The following is a 26465-nucleotide window of genomic DNA, read 5'->3' on the forward strand; positions in this document are numbered from 1 at the left end:
GGCTGGTCGTTCAGCATGGCATCGCTCGGCGCTTCAGGCGACTTCTTGCACGACCCAATCTGCAAGGATCGTGCAGGCGGCCAGGAAATCCTCAATCTCCATCGCCTCCTGCGGATTGTGGCTGCCATGCTCGTTGCGCACGAACAGCATCGCGATTGGGACGCCGGCAGCGGCGAAGGCGGCGGAATCATGCGAGGCCGGGCTGCCGAGCGGCATCGTCGCGATACCCTGCCGATCCGCCGCCGCCTCCAAGCCGGCAAAAATGCCGGGGTCGACCGGCCCGACGGCGGCGCTGGCGCGGGCGCCGAGTTCGAAGGTGACGCGCCTTCGCGCTTCGATCTCGCGGATGGCGGCGATCATCTTCGCCTCGACGCGCTCCAGCACGGCAGGGTCATAGGCGCGCACGTCGAGGCTGAAGGCAAAGCTGCCCGGCACGGTGGTCAGGCCGTGGACGGCCGGATCGGTGTGGAAGCGGCCGAGCGTGACGGCCATAGGGAAGCCGTTGGCCTCCTCCTCCTGCCAGAGCCGGTCGAGCATCACCGCGAGTTCGGCGCCGGCCATCGCGGCGTCGCGGCGGAAGCGGCGGGGCGTGCCGACATGGTCGTGCCGCCCGACGATGCGGGCGTCGGGATAGCGGAAATTGCCCGGCACGCCCGTGCAGATCGCGACCGGCAGCGCGGATTCGACCAGGGTGGGTGCTTGCTCGATATGGACTTCGAGGAAGGCACGGATCGCCGCGGGGTCGAGATGGCGCTCACGCCGGCGGATCGCCGCGGAATTGCCGCCGCAGGCGTCGATGCTCGCGGCGAGCACGCGGCCATCGTCGATGCGCTTCGCTTCCAGCGCGCCGTCCGGCAGGGTTCCGAGCGCCGAGCGGCTGCCGATATAGGAAACCTGGAACCAGACGCTCTCCTCGGCCCGCACACCCATCGCCGCGACGTCGCAGCGCGGCTGGATGCCGAGCGCGCGCAGGGTCTCGATGACGACGAGCCCGGCGATGACGCCGGCCGCGCCGTCGAAATTGCCGCCATGCGGCACGCTGTCGAGATGCGAACCCATCAGAATGCGCGGGGCGCTCGCCTCGCGGCCGGGCAGGGTGACATAGGTGTTGGCGGCGAAGTCATGGGAGACGGCAAGCCCGCGCGCCTTGCCGTGTTCGGTCAGCAGGCGATGGCCGAAATCTTCGCCCGCGCCATAGGTGTCGCGGGTGATGCCGGGTTCGTCGCGGCTGCCGGTCGCCAGCCGGTCGAACAGGGCCTCCACCCAGCCGCGCTGGGCAGCGACGGCCGCGGCGATGGCCGCGTCAGTGTCGGGCGTCCTGGCGGTGGCAGTCATGTCGGTCCGTTCGAACGGGGCGCAGCCGGTCGGGCCGGCCTGCGTCGTCTTACGATACTTGCCGCCGGCAGGCAGCCCGGGAACCTTGGGCCAGCCCGCGCGGCCACACAATGGTGGCGTCTATGCGGATTTCCGGGGTGACATTCGCGCGTTGCATAGCGCCATCGCGCTCAGTCCTGGCCGTGTTCGCGGCTGTCTCGGCGGTGATCAACCTGACCCGCACAGGAAGGCGTCGGCCGCGCGCGAGATCCGGGCGCTTGCGCGAGCGGACGGCCGAGGCCGTCACCTCGGAAGCGGGCATGAGGGGGCGGGTAGCCAGATCGTAATGCCCGGAAAAGACCGGGGAGAGAGGGTCGACCACGGCAACGCCGACGCCGCTTTGCAATACGCGCCGCCGATCCGCCGAAAGACGGGCAGTCGGCACCAAGAGGCGGGCTGCGCGAGCATCTGGTTTCGCGAGTCGGGGGACAGCGAGCGGCTACGATTGAAGAGCGAGGCCGAGCCGCGCTTCACGAGCAGCGGCCACCTTGCGCTGGACCGGGGGCGGGATCATGCTGTCGTTGCCGGCGCCGAGATGGAGGCTGGGCTCGATGTTCGAGGCCGCGACGTTGAGTGCTGCGGTGCCCCAGGGCATCTGGAATTCGACCGCGAAGGGAACGGTCTTGGCATCGATGTCGGCGGCGAAGGAAGCAGCGCCGTCGAGCAAGCAAATATGTCGGAGATTTTGCTCCCCATGACGGTTTGACCTCGATCATCGTCACGAGCCTGAGGACGCGCTAGCCTTCGTCTCCCTTCCCTGTCTTGGCGGAGCTTGTCGGGGCCAAAGCATGAGCGATCCGAAGGAAGTCGAGCTGAAGCTGGTTTGCGATCCCTCGGACTTGGCTGGATTGCGAGAATGGCCGCGCTTTGCCGCCGAGGCACTGAGCACAGGTCGATTGGAGTCGACCTATTTCGACACCTCCGAGCGCCTGCTGCAGGCCTGCGGCTACGTGCTGCGGGTGAGACGAACCGATGATCGCCATGTCCAGACGGTGAAGGCAGGCGGTGACGGGCTGATCGAGCGGCGCGAATGGGAGGAGCCGGTCGACGGCCCCGAGCCCGATCGGGATGCCCTGCGCGGGACACCGCTCGCGAAGCTGCTCGGCAGGAAGGCGAAGCTCGCCGCGCTGTTCACTGTGTCCGTCGAGCGCGCCACTTGCCTCGTCAGCCAGGGAAGCTCTCGGATCGAAGTTGCGCTGGACCAGGGACGCGTGACGAATCCTGGCGCGGAGAATGGTTCGGACGTCGCGGCGATTAGCGAGATCGAGCTCGAGCTGAAGCAGGGAACGGCCGAAGACCTCTTCGCTCTCGCGCGTGAAATCTGCGAGCAGGTCCCTGTGCGTCTCGGCGTCGTGAGCAAGGCGGAGCGCGGGTTCGGCTTGATCGATGGGGAGGGCGATCGGGCTCACAAGGCCGAGCCGATCGACTTGTCGGACGACATGACGGCCGCCGACGCATTCCGCAGCATCGCTCATGGCTGCCTGCGCCAGCTGCGGCTGAACGAGGATGTTTTGCTCGGCCGCCACGACGTCGACGCCTTGCATCAGGGTCGCGTCGCGATCCGCAGGCTCCGCTCGGCAATGTCGCTGTTCAAGGACCTCCTGGCCGACGATCGGTTCGAGAGCATCAAGGCGGAACTGAAGCGCCTGTCGCAGCCTTTCGGGCGGGCCCGAAACCTGGATGTCTTCCTCACGGAGACGCTACCGGCGGAGCTGGCGCGCCATCCCGATCATGCCGAGCTGCTGAGCCTCGAAAAGCATCTTCAGAGCCAGTGTGCCGAAGCCTATCTCGCGGTGGTGCTGACGCTGCGTTCGGAGGATTGGCGGCGCTTCCTGATCGATCTGGTCGCGTGGATCAACGCCGGGCCGTGGCTCACGGCGCAGAATGATACCGAGCGCGACCAGCCCGTGAGACCCTTCGCGTCGCGGATGCTCGACAAGCGCAGGCGGCAGGTGGAGAAGCGCGGCCGAAACCTCGCGGCATTGGGCATCGAGGAGCGGCATCAGGTCCGCATCGCGGCCAAGAAGCTGCGCTACGGCGCCGAATTCTTCGCCAGCCTCTATGAAGGCAAGAAGGAGCGCAAACTCCAGAAGGCCTTCGCATCGGTCTTTTCGAAACTGCAGAGCAGCCTCGGCGGGCTCAACGACATCGCAGCCGGCCAGCAGCTGATGAAGCGCGTGGTCGGCTCCGATGCCGTCGGTTCCGTCCAGTTTGCCGCCGGCCTGGCATTGGCCGATGTCGAGGCGAAGGAGCAGAAGCTGCTCGCATCCGCCATCGAGGCCCATGGCGCGCTGATCGAGCTTCAACCATTCTGGCGCTAGAAGATCAGGGCGGCCGAAGAATTGCGGCGCATGCCCCTGGCATCTCCGCCCCGAATATTGTGGCGCGCGAGCCCGCGCCTCCCAGATGGGAGTTGCCGGCGAAGCCGCAGGGGATCAATCGGGATCGACCATCTCACTTGGGGCAGGTCGATCCATGGATCCCGACAGCGCTCCGGCAGGCGATGTGCCGTTGGCTTCAAACCCGATGCTTCTGGTCTTTCTCGATCTCTCGATCGAGGAGATCGAGATTCTCTGCCGTGTCGAGCGGTCGCGCGAACCGCTCGCGCCGCCCCGGAGCGGCAGCTGGCTCGGCTGCCTTCTGGCATCCCTGAAGAGCCGGGCGCCGAAAGGATCACAATAGCCGTTCCGACAGGGTTCCGCCCCTCGCTGGGCTCCGCCCCCGCCCTATGCCGCTGCCTCCGGCTTCTCCTCGGGGCGCGTCGATGGGCGCACGCGCTCGCGCAGGGATTGGAACACCACATAGAGCGCCGGGATGACGAAGATGCCGATGAAGGCCGCCGCGATCATGCCGCCGAACACGGGCGTGCTGACATTGCGCCTGGCGAGCATCGCCGGCCCTTCGGCGATGACGAGCGGCAGCAGGCCGAGAATGAAGGCGAAGGAGGTCATCATCACCGGGCGGAAGCGCAGACGCGCCCCTTCCGTCGCCGCATGCAGCAGCGGATGTCCCTTCTCGCGCATCTCCTTGGCGAACTCGACGATCAGAATGCCGTTCTTTGCCGCCAGGCCGATCAGCACGACGATGCCGATCTGACCATAGAGATCGAGCGTCAATCCGGCGACCACGATCGCGGCGAAGGCGCCAAGCAGGCCGACCGCGACCGAGAGCAGCACCGGGATCGGGATCGTCCAGCTTTCGTACAGCGCGACGAGGAAGAGATAGGCGAAGAGCAGGGCGAAGGCGAGGATGATTCCGGTCTGCCCCTCCGCGCGCTTTTCCTGGAACGACACGTCGGTCCAGGCCCCGCGATAGTTCGCCGGCAAGGTCTTGGCCGAAACCGCCTCCATCGCGGCGAGCGCTGCGCCGGAGGAGACGCCAGGCGCGGGCGAGCCCTGCAGGGTCACGGCGAGGCGGTTGTTGTAGCGGATCAGCGCCTGCGGCCCGACAACGACCTTCGCCTCGACGAAGCTGCGCAGCGGCACCATGTCGCCGGCGCGGCTGCGGACATTGATGCGGTAGATGTCGTCGACCGAGGCGCGATCGGCGCCGTCCGCCTGGACCTGAACCTGCCAGGTGCGGCCGAACAGGTTCATGTCGTTGACATAGTAGCCGCCGAGCGAGGCCTGCAGGGCCTGGAAGACGTTGCTGAGCTCGACGCCGAGGATCTGGACCTTGTCCCGGTCGATGTCGAGATAGATCGACGGAGCGGAATCCGAGAAGGTCGAGAACACACGCCGCAGCTGCGGGTCCTGATTGGCCGCGATGGTGAGGCCGCGCAGCGCCCGGCCGAGCGCCTTGGGATCCGATGTCCCCATGTCCATCACGACGTAGCTGAAGCCGCCGCCACTGCCGAGGCCGATGATCGGTGGTGGGGCCAGAGCCACGACGTTACCGTCGCGCACCGCCCTGAGCTTCTGCGAGAGCCGGGCGATGATCGCTTCGGCGGAATCCTCGCGGCTTGGCCGCTGATCGAAGGGCTTCAGCGAAATCATGACGAAGGCGGCGTTGGGCTGCGAATAATTGTCGAGGAAGTTGAGGCCGATGACGGTGGAGTAGTCGGCGATCGCGCTTTCGGTTTTCAGGATGCCTTCGACCTGGGCCATGGCTGCGGAGGTGCGGCCGATCGAGGCGCCGTCGGGCAATTGTGCGACGATGAAGAAGGCGCCCTGGTCGTCGTCGGGCAGGAAGCCCGTCGGCGTGATGCGGCTCATCCCGTAGATACCGGCGCCGAAGGCGGCGGTCAGCAGGAGGCTGATGAAGGAAACCCGCACGAGGCGCGCGACGGCGGAGCCGTAGCGGTCGCGCACCCAGTCGATCCCGCGCATGAGGCGGGCGATCGGCCCATGCCGCGGCCCTTCATGGCGCTTGAGCAGCACGGCGCAGAGCGCCGGGGAAAGCGTCAGGGCATTGATGGCGGAGAGCACCATCGCCACGGCGACTGTGACCGCGAACTGCCGGAACAGCTCGCCCGAAATGCCGGGGATGAAGGCCACCGGCACGAAGACCGAGAGCAGCACAAGCGTGATCGCGATGATCGGCGCCACGATCTCGCTCATCGCCTTCTTCGTCGCCTCGGCGGGGGTCAGCTCCGGATGTTCCTCCATCACGCGCTCGACGTTCTCGATCACCACGATCGCGTCGTCGACGACAATGCCGATCGCGAGGACCACGGCGAGTAGCGACACCGTGTTGGCGGAGTATCCGATGGCGTTAAGGACGACGAAGGCGCCGATCAGGCTGACCGGCACCGCGACCGTCGGGATCAGCGTCGCGCGGAAATTGCCGAGGAACAGGAAGACCACGAGGACGACGAGGACGAAGGCCTCGATCAGCGTCTTCTGCACCTCATGGATCGTCGCCTCGACGAAGGCCGTGGGGTCGTAGGTGACCTTCCACTCCAGCCCTTCCGGGAAGGACTTCGACAGGTCGCCGACCGTCTTCTTGACGGCGTCGAGCGCGGCGATCGCATTGGCGCCGGGCGACTGGTAGACGCCGATCAGCACGGCGGGGCCACCATTCAGCCGCGTGTCGCGGTCGAGATTGGCGGCGCCGAGCTCGAGCCGCGCGACATCGGAGAGCCGCAGGATCGAGCCGTCCGGATTGGTGCGCAGCACGATCTTGCCGAACTCCTCCGGCGAGCTCAATCGGCCCTTGGTCTGGATATTCAGCTGCAGCTGCTGATCGTCCGAGATCGGACGGGCGCCGATCCGACCGACGGCGGCCTGCGTGTTCTGCGACTGGATGGCGCTGATGATATCGCCGGTCGTCAGGTTGAGACCGGTCAGGTTGTCGGTGCGGACCCAGGCCCGCATCGAATAATCCTGAGCGCCGAACAGCGCGGCGTCGCCGACGCCGGGCGTCGAGCGGATGGAGTCGAGCAGGTTGATCGTGACGTAGTTCGAGACGAACAGCGTGTCGTAGTTGTTCTTCGGCGCATAGACCGCGATCACGCCGAGCAGGGCCGAGGACTTCTTCTTCACCGTCACGCCGTTGCGCTGCACCTCCTGGGGCAGCTTCGACAGCGCGACCTGCACGCGGTTGTTGACGTTGACGCTGTTGATGTCCGGGTTGGTTCCCAGCTCGAAGGAGACGAGCAGCGAATAGCTGCCGTCATTGCCGCTGACGCTCTTCATGTAGAGCATCTTGTCGGTGCCGACGATCTGAGCCTCGAGTGGCTGGGCCACGGTCGCCTCGATTACCGCCGCCGAGGCGCCGGGATAGGAGGCCGTCACCGAGACCTGCGGGGGCACGATGTCGGGATACTGTGCCACCGGGATGGCGAAGAGCGACAACAGGCCCGCGATCGTGGTGACGAGCGCGATGACGATGGCCAGGCGCGGCCGGTCGACAAAGACGGAGGTGAACATGGCTCAGCTCCGGCCGACCGGCGCAGGCACGGGCGAGGGCAGGACCGGCGACCCCGGCCGCAGATTCTGCAGCCCCTCGACGATGATCTGCTCGTTGCCGACGAGGCCCTGCTCGACGACGACATAGGCGCCGACCTCTGCGCCGATCTTGACGCGCTTGACCACGGCCTTGCCGTCCTCGACCGCGAAGACATAGGGGCCCTGCTGATCGGCGATCAGAGCCGATTGGGGGATCAGGACCTTTTCTTCGGGTTTGTCGGCCTGGACGGTGACGCGCACGAGCGTGCCGTCGATGAGCTTGCCGTCCGGATTCGGAACCTCCGCGCGCACCAGAACCGTATCGGTGGAACGGTCGACCGAGACGTCGACGAAGTCGACGCGGCCCTTGTAATTATATGCGCTGCCGTCCGCGAATCTGAGACTGACGGAGGGCGGGTCCTTCAGTTCCGCGACCGAGTTCGTCTTCAGCCCCAGGAACTCGCGCTCGCTGACCGGGAAGTTGACGTACATCGGGTCGTTGCTGACGATCTGGACGAGCACGCCGCTATCGGGGCCCACGACGTTGCCTTTGGTAACCTTGGTCCGGCCGATCCGGCCGGCAATCGGGGCCGTGATTTCCGTGTAGCCGAGATTGATCTGCGCAGTCTTCAGATTGGCTTCCGCGATCGTCTGGTTGCCCTGCGCGCTCTTCTCATCGGCGACACGCTGATCGCGGACGGCGACGGACCCTGCACTGGTGCGCAGGAGATCCTCGGCGCGCTGCCGCTGCACGATGGCATTCTGCAAGGTGCCCTGCGCGCCTTCCAGCGCGCCTTGCGCCTGTTCGACGGCCGCTTCGAACGGTGCCCGTTCGATGCGGAAGAGGGGCGTGCCTTCCTTGACGTTTGCACCGTCCTTGAAGAGCACTTCTTCGAGATACCCGGTGACGCGCGCGCGGATGTCGACGCGGTTGATGGCTGCGATGCGGCCTACGAAATCGGCGGTTTTTTCGACGGGCCGCTTTTCAGCGGGGACGGTGCCCACCGGAATCTTCGCCGGGGCGGCTTGCTGGGCGAGGGCGGTGGTCGCGGGATTCAAGGCGAGACCAACGGCCAGGGCCATCGCCGCAAGGCAGAGAATTCCAGGGCGCAGTCTTTCATCCGCGCGCTGCGAAAATCCAGGCATCCGCATTCCCTTCCCCCGCCATCTCGACCGCCGGATCGGCTCCATCGCGGGGATGGGCCGGATCGCGGCGATACTGGGCGTTTTTTTTGAAGGGCGCTACAGCCTTGTTCGAGCTGTCATAAAAGGTGCTCGTTGATCTTGGCTGTTGTTCATGCCGAAGAGCGGTCTTGACTGGTGCCGGCCGAAGCTTTGGCGGCATTGATCCCGGTGAGGGTGGTGCTCGCTCAGAACGCCGAAATATAGTCGCCATAGCCACAGCTTTGGCCGGGAGTGGAAAGCGGCGAGATGCCTGACCAAGTCATAAAATTATCGTCAAAATGACAGTTTTGAATTCTGCCATGTTGAATATTGTTTCTGGTGTCGATGTTCTGGCCGTGCGCGTCTGCAGAGGCAGTGCTCCGAATATCGCTCCTTGAGTCATATGTGAATTCGCGTCTAGAGTTCTGTCCGCTGTTATCGTTTGCTTGATTTCGATCAGTTCTGTTCCAGCATTTGGGAGGCGATCTGTGGCGGCGCTATCGTCGATTTTCCATCAATCCCCGGAAATTGCTCTCTTTCTGTCATTGGCGGTGGGCTACTGGGTCGGCAAGTTCCAGTTTGGCAAGTTCCAGCTCGGAGGTGTCGCCGGCTCGCTGCTCGCAGCGGTCCTGATCAGCCAGGTCGGCGTCACCATCGACAACGGCATCAAATCTGTCCTCTTCGCGCTGTTCATCTATGCCGTCGGCTTCGAGAGCGGACCGCAGTTCTTCCGCTCCCTGGGTCGGCAATCGATCCGCGAGATCGTCATGGCGGCGGTGCTGGCGCTCAGCGGCCTCGCCACCGTCGTCATCCTCGCCAGGATGTTCGGGCTCGACAAGGGCTTGGCGGCAGGCATCGCGGCCGGCGGCCTGACGCAATCGGCGATCATCGGCACCGCCGGCGCAGCCATCGGCAAACTCGGGCTGGCGGCGGATGAAGCCCAGCGCCTGCAGGGCAACGTCGCCATCGGTTATGCCGTGACCTACATCTTCGGCTCCTTCGGCGCGATCATCGTCTGCGTCAACATTCTGCCCTGGCTCATGGGCCGCAGCATCCGGGACGACGCCATCAAGGCCGAGGCCGAGATGCTCGCGGGCATCCGGGTCTATGGCGCCGGCGAGCACCCGGCGGCGCCTGATCTGGTCGGTCGCCTGTTCAAGGTGGAGGGTGTCGCAGGGCGCTCGATCGCGGAAGTCGAGGCCCTGGCCGGTCCTGCCGCCTTCGCCATCGAGCGCCTCAAGCGCGACGGTTCGGTGATCGGCGTTGAACCGGACCTCAAGCTCAAGCCCGGGGACACCATCCTCGTCGTCGGCCGGCGTGCGGGCGTCGTCGGCGCGGCCAGCAAGATCGGCCCCGAGCTCCAGTCCTCCGATGGCATGGATCTGGTCGTGCTCAGCCGCGACGTCGCCATCGCCAGCCGAGACTTCATCGGCAAGACCGTGCAGCAGATCAGAGATGCGACGGCCGGCAATCTCCGCCACGGCATCTACGTCACCGGCCTGCAGCGCGCCGGCAAGCCGCTTCCGTTGACGGAGAATACCGTCATCGAAGCCGGCGACGTCGCGACGCTCTACGGCACGGCGGAAGATGTCCAGCGTGTGGCGAAGGTGGTCGGCACGCTGCTGGTCTCCAGCGACAAGACCGATTTCGTCTTCCACGGTCTGGGCCTCGTCGTCGGCCTGTTGATCGGCCTGCTGGTGGTTCGTATCGGCGATGTCCCGCTGACGCTCGGCAGCGGCGGCGGCGCGCTGCTGTCCGGCCTGCTCTTCGGCTGGTATCGCAGCCGCAATCTCGCCATCGGCAACATGCCGACGGCGGCCTCGACACTGCTGCGCGATCTCGGCCTTGCCGGCTTCGTCGCGGTGGTCGGGCTCCAGTCGGGGCACCAGGCCGTCACCACCATCGCTCAGAGTGGCCTGTCGATCTTCCTGATCGGCGTGGTCGTCACGATCCTGCCGTTGATCATCACCATGCTCGTCGGGCGCTACATCCTGCGCTACGACAACACCGCCGTCTTTGCCGGCGCATTGTCCGGTTCGCGCAGCGCCAACCCCGCCTTCGGCGAGGTTCTGGACAAGGCCGGGAACTCCATCCCGACCACTCCCTTCGCCATCACCTATGCGTTGGCGAACGTTTTCCTGACATTGCTCGGCCCGCTCGTCGTGGCTTTCACCTGATTTGATCGAGGAGACGTATTATGGCGACTGATTACAGCAAATACGCCAAGCTCAGCCCCTTCGAGCTCAAGGACGAACTGATCAAGCTGGCTTCAAGCCGCGAAAACCGCCTGATGCTCAATGCCGGACGCGGCAATCCGAACTTCCTGGCGACGTTGCCGCGCCGGGCTTTCTTTCGGCTCGGCCTCTTCGCCACGGCGGAGGCGGAGCTCTCCTACTCCTATATGCCCAACGGCATCGGCGGCCTGCCGCAGATCGAGGGCATCGAGGGGCGCTTCGAGCGCTTCATCGCCGAGAACCGCGACCAGCCCGGCGTCGTCTTCCTCGGCCGCTCGCTGAGCTATGTCCGTGATCAGCTCGGCCTTTCGGCTTCCGCGTTCCTGCACGAGATGGTCGAGGGTATCCTCGGCTGCAACTACCCGGTTCCGCCGCGCATGCTCAGGGTGAGCGAGCAGATCGTCGGCCACTACATCGTCAAGGAGATGATCGGGGGCTCCATCCCGCCGGGTAGCGTCGATCTCTTCGCGGTCGAGGGCGGCACTGCCGCCATGACCTATATCTTCAACACGCTGAAGCAGAACGGTCTGGTCAAGCGCGGCGACAAGGTCGCGATCGGCATGCCGGTCTTCACGCCCTATATCGAGATTCCCGAGCTCGACGAATACGGGCTGGTCGAGGTCGCGATCGACGCCGATCCCGAGAAGGGCTGGCAGTATCCGGATTCCGAGCTGGAGAAGCTCAAGGATCCGGCGATCAAGATCTTCTTCTGCATCAACCCGAGCAATCCGCCCTCGGTGAAGATGGATGATCGCAGCCTCGAAAAGGTCGCGGCCATCGTGCGCGAGCACCGGCCGGACCTCTTCATCCTGACGGACGATGTCTACGGCACCTTTGCCGACGGCTTCCGGTCGCTCTTCGCGACCTGTCCGCACAACACGATGCTGGTCTACTCCTTCTCGAAGTATTTCGGCGCGACCGGCTGGCGCCTCGGCGTCGTCGCGACGCACAAGGATTCCATCTTCGACAAGGCGCTGGACGAGCTGCCGAAGAGCGCCAAGCAGGCGCTGGACCGGCGCTATGGCTCGCTCCTGCCGGATGTCAGCCAGCTGCGCTTCATCGACCGGCTCGTCGCCGACAGCCGCACCGTGGCGCTCAACCACACCGCCGGCCTCTCGACGCCGCAGCAGGTCCAGATGGTGCTGTTCTCGCTCTTTGCCTTGATGGACGAGGCCGATGGCTACAAGGCGGAGCTGAAGAAGCTGATCCGCCGCCGCGAGGCGGCGCTCTATCGCGAGCTCGGCGTCCCCCAGGGCAACGACGAGAATGCGGTCGATTACTACACGCTGCTCGATCTATCGGCGGTGGCCAGAGACCTGTATGGGCCGGAGTTCGAGGCCTGGGTGAAGAAGAACGTCAATCCGGACGAGCTGCTGTTCAGGATCGCCGACGAAACCGGCATCGTGCTGCTGCCCGGCCGCGGCTTCGGCACGCGCCAGCCGGCGGGGCGCGCCTCGCTCGCCAATCTGAACGAGTACCAATACGCCAACATCGGCAGGTCTCTGCGCGGCATGGCCGAGGAGTTCTACAAGGTGTTCGAGAAGGGCGGCGGCTCGTCAAGCAAGAAGGGTGGCGGAAAGCCCGGGAAGAAGTCCAAGGGCTGATACGACGGCACAGCGGGAGCCCGCGACTTTCAGTCGTGGGCACTCGATCAAGAAAGGGCCGGCTGCTCAGCCCGAGCGGCCGGCTCTCTTCGTTTTCGACGCGTTCAGCGCAACAGCTGCGCTGATCAGCTCGGCCAGGGCCTTTTCGTCGATCGCATCGCCCTCGTGGAAATCGATGGCCCGGCGGACATTGCCGTCCAGGCTGGAGTTGAACAGGCCGGACGCGTCTTCCAGCGCCGCACCCTTGGCGAAGGTCAGCTTAACCACCGACTTGTAGGTTTCGCCGGTGCAGATCATGCCGTCGCGATACCAGACCGGCACGCCGCGCCATTTCCATTCCTCGACGACATCGGGAACTGTCTGCTGGATCAGGGCGCGGAGCCGGGCCAGCATCTCGCCGCGCCAGTCGCCGAGCTCTGCGATCCGCCCGTCGATCAGTTCGGACGGTGATTTCTCCGTCTGGGTTGCGGTGTCGGCCACCACGCTCTCCCTTCTTCAAATTCTGTGCGTTCACGCCTCTGGACTTGGCCTCAGCCCATCCGCGCCAGCAATTCCCCCAGCGCGGCGAGGAAGCGCGGCCAGCCAGCCCGGGCGCCCTGGAAGTAGCGCGGCTGGTTGTCCCGGAAGCCGGTCTGTTCCATGCGCAGCGCCGTGCCGGCGCCGGCCGGGGTCAAGGTCCAGGTCACCACCGTCTTCAGCTCGTGATCGCCCCATGTGTAGGACAGCGATTTCGTCTCCTCGATCTCCAGCACCTCGCACGAAACGGCGCCCCATTCGGCGCTGAAACCGAAACGATGACCGACGATCGGCTTGAAGTCGTTCTTCATCAGCCACTCCGCGATCAGATGCGGCTGGGTCAGGGCGCGCCAAAGCTTCTCGGGCGGGTGCGGGAATTCTCGCTCGACGACGACGGAGCGGAGTTCGGTGGCTGCTTCGTTCACTCGTCCATCCTCTTGAGCAGATTTTCGAGATCGTCGAATCGGCTCTCCCAGAACCCGCCCATCTGGCTGGTCCAGTCGATCAGCGGCGCCAGCGCCTTCGGTTGTGCGCTGTAGTGGGACTGGCGGCCTTCCTGCCGGTCCCGCACCAGCCCGGCCTGTTTCAACACGGCGAGATGCTTCGACACGGCCGGTTGCGAGACGCCGGCGCGGATCGTCAGGGCTCCCACAGTCTGTTCGCCATCCCTGCACAGCCATTCGAACAACGCCCGCCGTGTCGGATCGGCAAGCGTCCTGAAAAGCTGGTCGTGATCGGTCGAGATCAAAAGCATAACCCGTCAGTTATGGGATTGATCCATAGCTGACGGGTTATGAGAGAGTCAATCCGAACGTGGACAGCCGAGGGCCGTTCCGTCAGGAGACGAAGTCCTGCCGCATCGGTGTGAAGACGTCGACGAGCGTCCCGGCCTCCACGTTGACGGCGCCGTGCACCGCATCCGGCGGCACGGTGAAGCTGTCGCCGGCCTTCAGGCGTTCGGTGCGCCCGGAGATGGTGATGTCGAAGACGCCGCTTTCGACCAGCGAGCATTGGATATGCGGATGGCTATGCGCCGGGCCGATGGCGCCGGCCTCGAAGCGCACGCGCACCATCATGACATTGTCGCGATAGGTCAGGATCTTGCGCGCCACGCCGTCGCCGGCCGGCTCCCAGGCGAGATCGGCATCATGGGCGAAAGGCTCGTTCCTGCGGTCCATGTCGGTTCTCCCTCAGCGCGCGAGCCAGCCGCCATCGACGGGCAGCACGACGCCGTGGATGTAGGCGGCTGCGTCCGAGGCGAGGAACACGGCGGCGCCCCCGAGTTCCTGCGGCTCGCCCCAATGCCCGGCCGGGATCCGAGCGAGAATGGCCGTGTTGCGCTCGGGGTCGGCGCGCAGGGCCTGCGTGTTGTTGGTCGCGAAATAGCCGGGCGCGATCGCGTTGACGTTGATGCCTTTGCCCGCCCATTCGCAGGCGAGCAGCCGTGTCAGCCCGGCAAGCCCGCTCTTCGACGCCGTGTAGGACGGGATGCGGATGCCGCCCTGGAAGGACAGCAGCGAGGCAATGTTGATGACCTTGCCGCCCTTGCCGTCGGCCAGCATGCGCTTGGCCACGCCCTGCGTCAGGAAGAAGGTCGACTTCAGGTTCACGTCCATCACCGCGTCCCAATCGGCCTCGGTGAAGTCGATCGCGTCGGCGCGGCGGATGATGCCGGCATTGTTGACGAGGATGTCGAGCCGCGAGCCGTCGGCCTTCGCTGCCGCCTCGGCCTCTTCCACGATCCGCGGGATCGGCTCCAGCGTCGCGAGATCGGCGGCGATCTCATGGAAGAGCTTGCCGGTCTCGGCGACCAGCGCCTTCGTTTCGGCCATGCTCGAGCGGCCGACCGCGACGATGCCGGCACCGGCCTGGGCGAGCGCGACCGCGATCGCCTGGCCGAGGCCCGTATTGGCCCCGGTGACGATCGCGGTCCGGCCGCCCAAGTCAAAGGCCGAGTGCATCAGCGCAGGTCTCCGGTCGCAACCATGTCCATGTCGGTATAGTCGACATTGTCGCCACCCATGCCCCAGATGAAGGAATAGGCCTTCGTCCCCACGCCGGAATGGATCGACCAGCCGGGCGAGAGGATCGCCTGCTCGTTGGCGATGACGAGGTGGCGGGTCTCCTGCGGCTCGCCCATCAGGTGGAAGACGCGGGCGTCGGCCGGAACGTCGAAATAGAGATAGATCTCGCAGCGCCGGTCATGGACATGCGCCGGCATGGTGTTCCAGATGCTGCCTTCGTCGAGGGTGGTGACGCCCATCACGAGCTGACAGGTGTCGCAGACGCCGGGGATGATGTACTGGCGGATGACGCGCTTGTTGGCGGTCGCCTGCTCGCCGAGCGCGATCGTCCTGGCATCGGCCTCCCTGATCACCTTGGTCGGATGCGCGGCATGGGCCGGCGTCGAGAGCAGGTAGAACTTCGCCGGGTTGCCGGCATCGTCGCTGGCGAAGGAGACCTCGCCCGCTTCCTTGCCGACATAGAGCGCATCGCGTTTGGCGAGCGCGTAATCCTTGCCGCCGACCGAAACCTTGCCGGGACCGCCGACATTGACGATGCCGAGCTCGCGGCGCCTGAGGAAGGCGTCGGTACCGACCGCCTTCGGTGTCGGCAGGACCACCGGTTTGCCCGTCGGCATGGCGCCGCCGACGATGACGCGGTCGAGATGGCTATAGGTCAGCTTGACCTCGCCGGGGGCGAACAGCGTCTCGATCAGGAAGTGGCGTCGCAGTTCCGCCGTGTCGAAACCCTTGACGGCCTCGGGGTGCGAAACCTGGCGAATGTCGATGGTCATGATCAGTCCTTCAGTGGAACAGGCGCGGCAGCCAGAGCGACAGGCCGGGCACATAGGTGACGAGCAGGAGCACGGCGATGCTGGCGCCGTAGAAGGGCCAGATCGTGCGCATGGACTCGCCGATGGAGATGCGGCCGATGGCGCAGGCGACGAACTGCACCGAGCCGACCGGCGGCGTGTTGAGGCCTATGCCGGCGTTGAGGATCAGGATCACGCCGAAATGCACGGGGTCGACGCCGAAGGCCTTCACCACCGGCAGGAAGATCGGCGTGCAGATGATGATCATCGGCGCCATGTCCATGAAGGTGCCGAGCACCAGCAGGATCAGGTTGATCATCAGCAGGATGGTGATGGGATTGTCGGATACCGCCTTCATCGCTGCGATCGTCGCCCGCGGCACCTCGAGGAAGGCCATCAGCCAGCCGAAGGCGCCGGCGGTGCCGATCACCAGCAGCACCATCGCCGTAGTCCGCACCGCGCCCAGCGTCGCCTCGACGAAGGCCGTCCAGGTGAGTTGCCGGTAGACGAAGATCGTGACGAGGATGGCATAGACCACCGCGACGCAGGAGGATTCCGTCGCGGTGAAGACGCCGGAGCGGACGCCGCCGAAGATGATGCCGATCAGGAGGATGCCGGGCAGCGCCAGCACGACATAGCGCCCGACGGTCGCGAAGCCCGGGAAGGGCTCGCGCGGATAGCCGCGCTTCACCGCGACCGCCCAGGCAGCGACCATCAGCGCGGCGCAGAGCAGCAGGCCCGGCACGACGCCGGCGGTGAACAGGTCCGCGATCGAGAGATTGCCGCCGGCCGAGAGCGAATAGATGATCATGTTGTGCGAGGGCGGGATCAGCAGCGCGATGATTGCCGCGTTCGCGGTGACGTTGACGGCATAGTCGGCGTCGTAGCCGCGCTTCTTCATCTGCGGGATCATGAGGCCGCCGACCGCCGAGGCGTCGGCCACGGCCGAGCCGGAGATGCCGCCGAAGAGCGTGCAGGTGACGACATTGACCTGGCCGAGGCCGCCGCGCAGATGGCCGACGAGGCTCGCCGCCATCTGGATCAGCCGCTCGGCGATGCCGCCGCGGATCATCAGGTCGCCGGCATAGATGAAGAATGGGATCGCCATCATCGCGAAGGCGTTCATGCCGGAATTCATCTGCTGGAAGACGACGACGGGCGGCAGGCCCATAAAGGCGACGGTCGCGACGGAGGCGATGCCGAGGCAGAAGGCCACGGGGACGCCGATCAGCAGGAGCAGCGAGAAGACGCCGAAGAGAATCCAGAGTTCCATGGCTCAGGCCTCCTGGCTTTCGCCGAAATGGACGAAGCCGAGCGGAGCCTGTTCTTCACCGGTGATGAAGAGCAGGAGCTTTTCCAGCGCGAACAGGGCGATCAGCGCGCCGCCGGCCGCGATCGGCACATAGTCCCAGCCGCGGGAGATGCCGATGATCGGCATCCGGTCGGCCCAGGTCCCGGCCGCGAGCTGCCAGCCATAGCCCAGCATGGCCAAGCCGAAGGCGCAGACAAGGCCTTCACCAATGACGATCATCGCGGCGCGCAGCGGCGGTGGCGACATCACCAGCCCGACTTCGAAGCCGAGATGGTCGCTTTCGCGCACGCCGACGGCGGCGCCGAGCAGGATGAACCACGACATCAGGAAGAGCGATCCGGCCTCGACCCAGATCGGCGTGTCGTTGAGGACATAGCGGCCGAACACGCCCCAGGCGACCATCACGGTCATCAGGACGAGGCCGGCCCCGGCGGTGATCAGCGCGAACAGGCTGAGCTTGGCGTCGAGGCGTGTCAAAAAGGCGGTGAAGGCGCGCATGGGATGTCCGTGGATGCGGGTTTCTCATCCTGAGCCCTCATCCTGAGGAGCCGCGAAGCGGCTTCTCGAAGGACGGTTCCAGCGATCTCTGGATCATCCTTCGAGACGCGATCTCCGATCGCTCCTCAGGATGAGGGCTTTGGAAAGCGGAGCAGCCGTTTCGAGCCGCCCCACTTGAACGAGGCTCAGTTCACCGCCTGGATGGCGGCGACCATCTCCTTGAGCTTCGGGTCGGTGACGAACTTGTCGTAGACCGGCTTCATCGCATCGATGAAGGGCTTCTTGTCGACCTGGTTGATCTGGGCGCCGCCGGCCTTGACCTTGGCTTCGGACGCCTTCTCGCGCGCATCCCAGAGTTCGCGCATCTTGAGCACCGACTCCTTCGCCGCGGCCTTTATGATCGCCTGATCGGCTGCGTTGAACTTGTCGAAGCTCTTTTTCGACATCACCAGAGCTTCCGGCGAGAGCGAGTGCTCGGTCACCGAATAAAACTTCGAGACCTCGAAATGGCGGGTCGATTCATAGGACGGCCAATTGTTCTCGGCGCCGTCGATCACGCCGGTCTGTAGCGCGGAATAAACTTCGCCGAAGGGCATCGGCGTGGCGTTGGCGCCGAGTGCCGAGACCAGCGCGACGAACATGTCGGACTGCTGGACGCGGATTTTCATGCCCTTCATATCGGCCGGGCTGTTGATCGGGCGCTTGGAGTTATAGAAGGAGCGCGAACCGGAATCGTAGAGCGCGAGGCCGATGAGGTCGTGCTTCTCGAATTCCTTCAGGAGGTTGTCGCCGATCTGCCCGTCCATCGCCTTCCGCATGTGGTCGACGGAGCGGAAGATGAAGGGCAGGGATGGGATGTTGGTCGCCGGGATCAGGTTGTTGAACGGCGCCATGTTGATGCGGTTGATGTCGATGACGCCGAAGCGGGTCTGGTCGATCGTGTCCTTCTCCTGACCGAGCTGGGCGGAGTGGAAGACGTTGATCTTGACGCGGCCCTGGGTGCGCTCCTCAAGCAGCTTGCCCATGTAGCGGACCGCTTCGACGGTCGGGTAGTCGGTCGGATGGATGTCTGCCGAGCGCAGCGTCACGCTCTGGGCGAGGGCGGAGGTCGCCGCAACGGCCGAGATGGCCAGCGCGGCGGTATAGGCAAGGAAACTGCGGCGTGCGGTCATGGTGCGTTCTCCCCTGGGTTCAGACGCCTCGCCGTTTCCCGGCTTGTTCGGTGGCGCGTTGAACGTAAGCTTTCTGTCTGCGAGCCGAGCTTGGCCGCGACAGTCATTGTATGGTAGTATGTAGTTGTATGGTACGCAACAGGCCCTGGAGGTTTTTGGCTTGAGCCTTTCGCTGGCGTCACCCGCCGCTTATCCGGGCGCTTCGGCGGCTGGCCGTGTCGAAGCCGAATTGCGCCGGGCGATCATCGCGCTCGATCTGCCGCCCGGCACGCGTCTCTCGGAGCAGGAGATCGCTCTGAAATACGGCGTATCGCGCCAGCCGGTGCGCGAGGCGCTGATCGCGCTCGCCAAGACGCGGCTCGTCGACGTGCAGCCGCAGCGCGGCACGGTCGTGGTCAAGTTCTCCGTCCGCAAGATGATGGAGGCGCGCTTCGTGCGCGAGGCGGTGGAGGTCGCGATCGTCCGGCAGGCCTGCCTGTCCTTCTCCGCGCAAAGCCGGCAGCGCATCGCCGATCTCCTGGAGATGCAGGACAAGGCCGCGTCGCGGAACGACCATGCTGCCTTCCAGCGCTATGACGAGCTTTTCCATGTCGAGCTGACGGAAGGCGTCGGCATGCCGCTCGCCTGGGAGGCGATCCGGGATATCAAGGCGCATATGGACAGGGTCTGCCAGCTCACCTTGCCGGGGCCGGGCGCGATGCAGCCGCTGGTCGAGCAGCATCGGGGCATCGTGGCGGCGATCGATGCAGGCGACCCCGCGGCGGCCGAGGCCGCGATGCGCCATCATCTCACCGAGATCCTGCGCGCCCTCCCGAAGACCGAGGCTGCGCATCCGGACCTCTTCGAATAGCCGGCTGAGCGTCAAGTCGCGGGCAGGATCAGCGGCATCTGGCCGCGCTTTGGTGCACAATTGAAAGCGGCGTGATGCGAGTATGGGCCTCGCGGACAGCTTCGCGCATGCTATGAAGGCTGCAGAGCTGAACGTTCCAAGCCTGCTCCGTTGGAGATGCTCCATGCGATTTTGTCGAGTAGCCGCCGCAGTTGCCTTCACTGTGCTTCTGCTATCGCCGCCTTCCGCGCAGGCGCAGTCGCGGCTGAAGGCGCTGATCGAAAGATTGCGCGGCGACACGATGCCGGAAGGGATCGTCAAGACCAACGGGCGCATCGAGGCGACGCAGGTCGATGTCGCCTCGAAATATGCCGGCCGCCTGGCGGAGGTCACGGTCAAGGAAGGTGACGAGGTCACGGCCGGTCAGGTGATCGCCCGGATCGCCTCGCCGGAATACGAGGCGCAGCTGCGGGCCGCGCAGGCGCAGGTGCTGCGGGCACGCCAGGCGCTTGCCGAGGCGGAAGCCCTGATCGCCCAGCGCAAGAGCGATCAGATCCTTGCCAGGACTGATGCCGATCGCGGCAAGGAGCTGGTCGAGAAGGGCTATCTCAGCAAGCAGGTCTTCGACCAGCGTTCGGCCAAGGCCGATGCCACCGACGCGGCCTTGCGAGCCGCCCAGGCGCAGCGCGACCAGGCTCAGTTCGCGATCCACGCGTCCGAGGCCGATGCCGAGCAGATCAGGGCGATCCTGGTCGATCTCGTGCTCCTCGCGCCGCGGAGCGGGCGCGTCCAGTACCAACTGGCCCGGACCGGCGAGGTGGTCTCGGCCGGCACGCGCGTCATCACCATCCTCGACCTGTCTGATGTCTACATGACGATCTACCTGCCGGCGGCGCAGGCCGGTCAGCTCGCCCTGGGCGACGAGGCCCGCATCATTCTCGATCCCGTGCCGCAATACGTCATCCCGGCGACGGTCAGCTTCGTCGCGGCCGACGCCCAGTTCACGCCGAAGGCCGTCGAGACTGCCGAGGAGCGCGAGAAGCTGGTCTTCCGCGCTAAACTTCAGGTCGACAAGGATCTGCTCGCCAAATACCACCGGCAGGTGAAGACCGGCGTGCGCGGCCTCGGCTTCGTTCGCACCTCTCCCTCCGCGAAATGGCCCGACTCGCTCGCTGTGAAGCTGCCATGACGGAGGTCGTGCCTGCCGCCAGCCTCGCGGGCGTCACGCACCGCTACGGCAAGGTGACCGCCCTTGATGCGCTGACGCTCGATATCCCCGCTGGCCGCATGATCGGCGTGATCGGGCCGGACGGCGTCGGCAAGTCGACCCTGCTGGCACTCGTCGCCGGCGTGCGAGCGATCCAGCAGGGCAGCGTGCACGCGCTCGGCGGCGATCTCGGCGTCAAGGCCGAACGCGAGGCACGGCGCGGGCGCATCGCCTATATGCCGCAGGGTTTGGGCCGGAATCTCTATCCGACGCTGTCCGTCTTCGAGAATATCGACTTCCATGCGCGGCTCTTCGGGCAGGACGCGGCCGAGCGTCGCCAGCGCATCGATGAACTGCTCACGGCGACGGGGCTGGATCCCTTCGAGGGCCGCCCTGCCGCCAAGCTCTCCGGCGGCATGAAGCAGAAGCTCAGCCTCTGCTGCGCGCTCATCCACGATCCCGACCTGCTCGTCCTGGACGAGCCGACGACCGGCGTCGATCCGCTCTCGCGCGGCCAGTTTTGGGATCTGATCGATACGATCCGCGCCCGCCGGCCCAGCATGAGCGTCATCGTCGCCACCGCCTATATGGAGGAGGCCGAACGCTTCGACTGGCTCGTGGCGATGGATGACGGCAAGGCGATCGCCACCGGAACGCCCGCAGAGCTGCGCCGCAAGGCTGGGCAGTCGACGCTGGAAGCAGCCTTCGTTGCCCTGCTGCCCGAAGCCAAGCGGGCGCAGCACCGCGAGGTCGTGCTCCGGCCGCGGGTCGTGAGCGATGATGCGACCCCTGCGATCGAGGCCGAGGGGCTGACGCGCCGCTTCGGCGATTTCGTCGCCGTCGACCATGTCAGCTTCCGCATCGGCCGCGGCGAGATCTTCGGCTTCCTCGGCTCGAACGGCTGCGGCAAGTCGACGACGATGAAGATGCTGACCGGCCTGYTGCCGGCGACCGAGGGCACCGCGAAGCTGTTCGGCCAGCCGCTCGCCGCCGACGACATGGAGACGCGGCGCAATGTCGGCTACATGTCCCAGGCCTTCTCGCTCTACAGCGAGCTCACGGTGCGGCAGAATCTGCTGCTGCATGCCGAGCTCTATCATCTGCCATCGGCAGAGATTCCCGGCCGCATCGCGGAGCTCCTGACCCGCTTCGACCTCGAGACCGTCGCCGACGAGCGGCCCGACAGCCTCCCGCTCGGTATCCGCCAGCGCCTCCAGCTCGCTGTCGCCGTCCTGCATCGCCCGGCGATGCTGATCCTCGACGAGCCGACTTCGGGCGTCGACCCGATCGCGCGCGACGCCTTCTGGCGCACGCTGATCGACCTCTCTCGCGACGACGGCGTCACCATCTTCCTCTCGACCCATTTCATGAACGAGGCGGAGCGCTGCGACCGCATCTCCTTCATGCATGCGGGCAAGGTTCTGGCGGTCGGCACACCGGAAGAGCTGGTGCAGAAACGCGGCGTCGACACGCTGGAAGAGGCCTTCATCGTCTATCTCAAAGAGGCGGCCGGCATCGAGGACGTGCCGGTGGAAGCTACGGCCATCCCGGCCGCCGCCGCGCAGCCCGCGCGGCCGGCCCGCCGCTTCGATCCGCGCCGGCTCTGGGCCTGCACCCGGCGCGAGACGATGGAGCTGCTGCGGGATCCGATCCGGCTGAGCTTCGCCTTTCTCGGGCCGGTGCTGCTGATGCTGGCCTTCGGCTTCGGCATTTCCTTAGATGTCGAGAACCTGAAATTCGCGGCCTATGATCAGGACAACTCGATGGAGAGCCGGCAGCTGGTCGAGGCCTTCTCCAGCTCGCGCTACTTTAGCGAGCAGCCGCCGATCCGCTCCGCAGCCGAGCTGGACCAGCGCCTGAGAAGCGGCGAGCTGCAGCTCGCGATCGAGATCCCGCCCTCCTTCGGCCGCGACCTGATGGCCGACCGGACGCCTGAGCTCTCGGTCTGGCTCGACGGCGCCATGCCGTTCCGGGCCGAGACGACGCGCGGCTACGTCACCGGGCTGGCGACGCAATACGCGCAGGGCTTCGTGGCCGCCCAGGCCGCGTCGAGCCATGTGCCGTCGCCCGTCACGATCGAGACCCGCTTCCGCTACAATCAGGATTTCAAGAGCGCCAATGCGATGGTGCCGAGCGTGATCATGCTGATGCTGATCCTCATCCCGGCGATCATGTCGGCGATCGGCGTCGTCCGCGAGAAGGAAACCGGCTCGATCGCCAATTTCCGCTCGACCCCGATCAGCCAATTCGAATTCCTGTTCGGCAAGCAGCTGCCCTACATCGCCGTGGCGATGGCCAGCTTCGTCATGCTCGTCATTATCGCGCTGACCGTCTTCGCGGTGCCGATCAAGGGCTCGGCCTGGGTGCTGTGGCTCGCGACCCTGCTCTACGTCTCCGCCACGACCGGCTTCGGCCAGCTCATCTCCAGCTTCACGCGCACGCAGGTCTCGGCTGTTTTTGCCACCGCGATCCTGTCGATCATTCCGGCGGTCAATTTCTCCGGCCTGATGGTGCCGGTCGCTTCGCTTTCGGGCGGTGGCCGTCTCATCGGCATGAGCCTGCCCCCGGCCTGGTATCAGCCGGTCAGCGTCGGTGTCTTCACCAAGGGGTTGGGGCCGAGTGAACTCTGGCCCAATCTCTTGATGCTCGGCTTCTTCTTCCTGCTCTTCCTCGCGGTCGCTCAGCTCGGCCTGCGCAAGCAGGAGGCTTGAGATGGCCGCGCTCGTCATACACCTCCAGAACATCCTGCGCCTCGTGGTGAAGGAACTGCGCAGCCTGCGGGCAGACCCGATCATGTTGGTGCTGGTGGTCTATGCCTTCAGCATCGCCGTCTACACGGTCGCGACCGGCGTGACGCTCGAGGCTCGGGACCTGACGATCGGCATCGTCGACGAGGACCAGTCGGAATTCTCGCGCACGCTGCTCGGCGCCTTCAACCCCCCGCTCTTCAAGGTCTCGAAGCGCATCGCCGCCAACGAGATCGATGCCGAGATGAATTCCGGCCGCCTCGTTTTCGTGCTCGAGATTCCACCGAAGTTCCAGGCCGACCTGCAGGCGGGGCGAGCCGCGACGCTGCAGCTCAACATAGATGCCACTGCGATGAGTCAGGCTGGCAATGGCGCGGTCTATATCCAGCAGATCATCGCGCAGGAGATCGCGAACCGGCAGGCCGGGCGCGAGACGACGACCACGCTGCCGATCAATCTCGTGGTGCGGGCGCGCTTCAACCCCAATCTCGATTCCGGCTGGTTCAGCTCGGTGATGCAGGTGCTCAACAACGTCACGCTGCTGACCATCATCCTGACCGGCGCGGCGCTGATCCGCGAGCGCGAGCAGGGAACGGTCGAGCATCTCCTGGTAATGCCGGTCACTCCGATCGAGATCATGCTTGCCAAGATGGTCGCGAACGCCCTGGTCATCCTGGTGGCCGCGGTCGCCTCTCTCGTCCTCATCGTCGAATTGGCCTTGGGCGTCCCGATCGCCGGCTCGATCCCGCTCTTCGTGCTGGGAACCGCAATCTATGCCTTTTCCGTCGCAGCGCTCGGCATCCTGCTCGGCACCGTGGCGACGACGATGGGGCAGTTCGGCCTGCTCGCGATTCCGGTCTTCGTGGTCACGCAGCTTCTGTCCGGCGCGACGACCCCGATGGAGAGCATGCCGGTCTGGCTGCAGTGGATCATGCAGATCTTCAGCCCGACGCCGCATTTCGTATCCTTCTCGCAAGGCGTGCTCTATCGCGGCGCGGGGTTCGACGTGGTCTGGCCGGAGATTGCCAAGATCATTGCGATCGGCGCGGCCTATTTCGCCTTCGCGCTCGCCCGGTTCCGCAAGGTGATTTTCGCTTGAGGCGCGGCGGGCAGAGGCGGAACGGGAGCAGCGCCGATGCGTGAGATGGTCGTCCATCTGAGCCTGTTCGCCATCGCCTTGGCCGGTGCCATCGCTGGATTGATCGCAGGCCGTGTCAGCAGCGCATGGTCGCCGGACTTGATCTGGACGGCGGTCACCATCCCCGTGGCGGTTGCGCTGGCGGTCTCGATGCTCCGCGACATGCTGGCCGGGCGGCTCGGCGTGGATGCGATCGCGCTCGTCGCGATGATCGCGTCGATCGCGATGGGCGAGCCGCTAGCCGGCGCGGTCGTCGCCATGATGTATTCCGGCGGCAACCTGCTCGAGGACTATGCGCGCGGCAAGGCGGAGCGCGAACTCAGGTCGCTGCGCGACCGGACACCGCGCATCGCCCACCGGCAGGACGCGGACGGGCTCGTCGATATCGCTGCGGAGGAGGTGGCGGTTGGCGACGAGCTGCTGGTGCGGGCGGGCGAGATGCTGCCGGTGGATGGCGAGCTTCTCGATGCCGAGGCCCGGCTTGACGAATCCGCGGTCACCGGCGAGCCGCTGCCGGAGGCGAAGGCGAAGGGCGAGGCGCTGCGCAGTGGCACAGTCAACGCCGGCGAGGCGTTCCGCTACCGCGCTTCGGCGCCGGCGCGTGAGAGCACCTATGCCGGTATCGTCCGCATGGTTGAGGCGGCGCAGACAGCGAAGGCCCCCTTCATCCGCATGGCCGATCGCTTCGCGCTGCTGCTGCTGCCGGCGACCCTGGTCGTCGCCGGCCTCGCCTGGTGGCTGTCGGGCGATCCGATCCGCGCCCTCGCCGTGCTCGTCGTCGCCACGCCCTGCCCGCTGATCCTCGCGGCGCCGGTCGCCTTCATCGGCGGCGTCTCGCGCGCTGCCCGTGCCGGCATCCTGATGAAGGGCAGCTCGGCCATCGAGGCGCTCGGGCAAGTCCGCACGGCGATCTTCGACAAGACGGGTACACTGACCGAGGGCGGAGCCCGGCTGGTGGCGCTGGAGGCCGCGCCAGATGTCGAAGCGGCCGAGATCCTCCGTCTCGTGGCTTCGCTCGAGCAGGCCTCGCATCATGTGCTCGCCGAGACCCTGGTCGCGCTGGCGCGCCAGAAGGCGCGGCCGCTGTCGCAGCCAACCGAGGTGCGGGAATATCGGGGCTCGGGTCTGGAAGGCATCGTGGACGGCAGGCATGTCCGCGCCGGCTCGCGCAATCTCGTCCTGGGAGACGAGCCGCTCCCGAGTTGGGCGCGGACGGCGCAAGCGGGCCTCGACGGTGCTGCCGCTCTTGCCGTCTTTGTCACCATCGACGGGCAATTCGCCGGCTTTCTCGCCATGGCGGATGCGGTGCGGCCCGACGCGCGCGAGACGCTGGATCGCCTGCATGGTGCCGGGGTCAATCGCATCCTGATGGTGACGGGCGACGATGCCGGCACGGCGGCGGAGGTTGCCGCTCACCTCGCTATCGACGACGTCAAGGCCGAGTGCAGCCCCGCCGAGAAGGTCGCTGCCATCGCGGCGGAGAAGGCTCGTCAGCCGACGATGATGGTCGGCGACGGCTTGAACGACGCACCCGCGCTGGCCGCCGCCGATGTCGGTGTGGCGATGGGCGCCCGCGGTGCGACGGCCTCCTCCGAAGCGGCCGACGTGGTGATCCTCGTCGACAGGATCGACCGGGTCGCGGAAGCGGTCGTGATCGCGCAGCGGACGCGGGCGATCGCGCAGCAGAGCATCGTCGTCGGCCTCGGCCTGTCCGGGATCGCCATGATCTTCGCCGCCTTCGGCTACATTCCGCCCGTGGTCGGCGCGTTCCTGCAGCAGGGCATCGACATCGCCGTCATCCTCAACGCCCTGCGCACGCTAGTAGGCCCTATGGCGCGGCGCCCGACTGCGGAGGCCGCTCCGGCGCCGCGAATCGCGGAAGGGCTTTGACCTGTCGCAAGGCTGTCGCGGTTGCCTCGGCAAGATCGGCTGCCTACCTTCCGAATGTGATCGAGAAAACGGATGTT

General features: G+C 65.9%; 21 protein-coding genes. 8 read left to right on the top strand and 13 right to left on the bottom strand.

The features are described from left to right. Nucleotides 1-33: 33 nt before the first annotated feature. Both AC1DEZ_RS12135 and AC1DEZ_RS12140 read right to left on the bottom strand, forming a co-directional pair. Complete coding sequence (locus AC1DEZ_RS12135) at nt 34-1335, bottom strand: hydantoinase/carbamoylase family amidase (protein ID WP_476779764.1); 1302 nt, start codon at nt 1333-1335, stop codon at nt 34-36. Nucleotides 1336-1813: 478 nt separating this feature from the next. Beyond that, a complete protein-coding gene (locus AC1DEZ_RS12140) occupies nt 1814-2041 on the bottom strand; it encodes a hypothetical protein (protein WP_441509516.1) in 228 nt (75 codons plus the stop codon). A gap of 121 nt (nt 2042-2162) precedes the next feature. Between AC1DEZ_RS12140 and AC1DEZ_RS12145 the strand changes: the two genes are divergently transcribed. Then, complete coding sequence (locus AC1DEZ_RS12145; protein ID WP_441509515.1) at nt 2163-3695, top strand: CYTH and CHAD domain-containing protein; 1533 nt, start codon at nt 2163-2165, stop codon at nt 3693-3695. Nucleotides 3696-4100: 405 nt separating this feature from the next. On the opposite strand, the gene AC1DEZ_RS12150 is transcribed toward AC1DEZ_RS12145, so the two are convergent. Beyond that, nucleotides 4101-7244 carry an efflux RND transporter permease subunit gene (locus AC1DEZ_RS12150; protein WP_441509514.1) on the bottom strand — a complete coding sequence of 1048 codons (3144 nt, stop codon included), beginning with the start codon at nt 7242-7244 and terminating at the stop codon, nt 4101-4103. 3 nt (nt 7245-7247) lie between these two features. Continuing rightward, a complete protein-coding gene (locus tag AC1DEZ_RS12155; protein ID WP_441509513.1) occupies nt 7248-8408 on the bottom strand; it encodes an efflux RND transporter periplasmic adaptor subunit in 1161 nt (386 codons plus the stop codon). A gap of 506 nt (nt 8409-8914) precedes the next feature. Here AC1DEZ_RS12155 and aspT point away from each other — a divergent pair. Then, nucleotides 8915-10603: an aspartate-alanine antiporter gene (aspT, locus tag AC1DEZ_RS12160; RefSeq protein WP_441509512.1), complete on the top strand. Its 1689-nt coding sequence runs from the start codon at nt 8915-8917 to the stop codon at nt 10601-10603. Between the two features lie 20 nt (nt 10604-10623). Continuing rightward, complete coding sequence (locus AC1DEZ_RS12165) at nt 10624-12264, top strand: bifunctional aspartate transaminase/aspartate 4-decarboxylase (RefSeq protein ID WP_441509511.1); 1641 nt, start codon at nt 10624-10626, stop codon at nt 12262-12264. A gap of 66 nt (nt 12265-12330) precedes the next feature. Here AC1DEZ_RS12165 and AC1DEZ_RS12170 read toward each other — a convergent pair whose 3' ends face one another. The 9 genes from AC1DEZ_RS12170 to AC1DEZ_RS12210 form a co-directional block, all read right to left on the bottom strand. Continuing rightward, on the bottom strand, nt 12331-12747 hold the full coding sequence (locus AC1DEZ_RS12170; protein ID WP_441509510.1) for a DUF1801 domain-containing protein: 417 nt from the start codon (nt 12745-12747) through the stop codon (nt 12331-12333). 47 nt (nt 12748-12794) lie between these two features. Next, the gene (locus tag AC1DEZ_RS12175; RefSeq protein WP_441509509.1) at nt 12795-13205 is read right to left on the bottom strand and encodes an SRPBCC family protein; all 411 of its coding nucleotides are present in this window, start codon (nt 13203-13205) and stop codon (nt 12795-12797) included. After that, the gene (locus AC1DEZ_RS12180; protein WP_476779807.1) at nt 13202-13525 is read right to left on the bottom strand and encodes an ArsR/SmtB family transcription factor; all 324 of its coding nucleotides are present in this window, start codon (nt 13523-13525) and stop codon (nt 13202-13204) included. The genes AC1DEZ_RS12175 and AC1DEZ_RS12180 overlap by 4 nt, the downstream gene beginning before the upstream one ends. Nucleotides 13526-13616: 91 nt before the next feature. Then, complete coding sequence (locus AC1DEZ_RS12185) at nt 13617-13958, bottom strand: cupin domain-containing protein (RefSeq protein WP_441509507.1); 342 nt, start codon at nt 13956-13958, stop codon at nt 13617-13619. A 12-nt stretch (nt 13959-13970) separates the two neighbouring features. Beyond that, a complete protein-coding gene (gene kduD, locus AC1DEZ_RS12190) occupies nt 13971-14741 on the bottom strand; it encodes a 2-dehydro-3-deoxy-D-gluconate 5-dehydrogenase KduD (protein WP_441509506.1) in 771 nt (256 codons plus the stop codon). Further along, the gene (kduI, locus tag AC1DEZ_RS12195) at nt 14741-15577 is read right to left on the bottom strand and encodes a 5-dehydro-4-deoxy-D-glucuronate isomerase (RefSeq protein ID WP_441509505.1); all 837 of its coding nucleotides are present in this window, start codon (nt 15575-15577) and stop codon (nt 14741-14743) included. The genes kduD and kduI overlap by 1 nt, the downstream gene beginning before the upstream one ends. 10 nt (nt 15578-15587) lie before the next feature. Further along, a complete protein-coding gene (locus AC1DEZ_RS12200) occupies nt 15588-16868 on the bottom strand; it encodes a TRAP transporter large permease (RefSeq protein WP_441509504.1) in 1281 nt (426 codons plus the stop codon). A 3-nt stretch (nt 16869-16871) separates the two neighbouring features. After that, complete coding sequence (locus AC1DEZ_RS12205) at nt 16872-17405, bottom strand: TRAP transporter small permease (protein ID WP_441509503.1); 534 nt, start codon at nt 17403-17405, stop codon at nt 16872-16874. 185 nt (nt 17406-17590) lie between these two features. Further along, nucleotides 17591-18577: a TRAP transporter substrate-binding protein gene (locus tag AC1DEZ_RS12210; protein ID WP_441509502.1), complete on the bottom strand. Its 987-nt coding sequence runs from the start codon at nt 18575-18577 to the stop codon at nt 17591-17593. A gap of 160 nt (nt 18578-18737) precedes the next feature. On the opposite strand from AC1DEZ_RS12210, the gene AC1DEZ_RS12215 reads away from it, so the two are divergent. The 5 genes from AC1DEZ_RS12215 to AC1DEZ_RS12235 all read left to right on the top strand — a co-directional run bounded on the left by AC1DEZ_RS12215 (nt 18738) and on the right by AC1DEZ_RS12235 (nt 26388). After that, on the top strand, nt 18738-19427 hold the full coding sequence (locus AC1DEZ_RS12215; RefSeq protein WP_441509501.1) for a GntR family transcriptional regulator: 690 nt from the start codon (nt 18738-18740) through the stop codon (nt 19425-19427). Between the two features lie 163 nt (nt 19428-19590). Beyond that, entirely contained in the window at nt 19591-20595 is a 1005-nt protein-coding gene (locus tag AC1DEZ_RS12220; protein WP_441509500.1) for an HlyD family secretion protein, read from the top strand. Then, nucleotides 20592-23324, top strand: a complete 2733-nt coding sequence (gene rbbA, locus AC1DEZ_RS12225) for a ribosome-associated ATPase/putative transporter RbbA (RefSeq protein WP_476779765.1) — start codon at nt 20592-20594, stop codon at nt 23322-23324. Before AC1DEZ_RS12220 ends, rbbA begins: the two co-directional genes overlap by 4 nt. Nucleotide 23325: 1 nt before the next feature. After that, the gene (locus AC1DEZ_RS12230; protein WP_441509498.1) at nt 23326-24459 is read left to right on the top strand and encodes an ABC transporter permease; all 1134 of its coding nucleotides are present in this window, start codon (nt 23326-23328) and stop codon (nt 24457-24459) included. A 36-nt stretch (nt 24460-24495) separates the two neighbouring features. Next, nucleotides 24496-26388 (top strand): heavy metal translocating P-type ATPase, encoded by a 1893-nt coding sequence (locus AC1DEZ_RS12235; RefSeq protein ID WP_476779766.1) that lies wholly within the window; start codon nt 24496-24498, stop codon nt 26386-26388. Nucleotides 26389-26465: the final 77 nt, after the last annotated feature.

This window comes from Allobosea sp. 10L422, assembly GCF_056395345.1.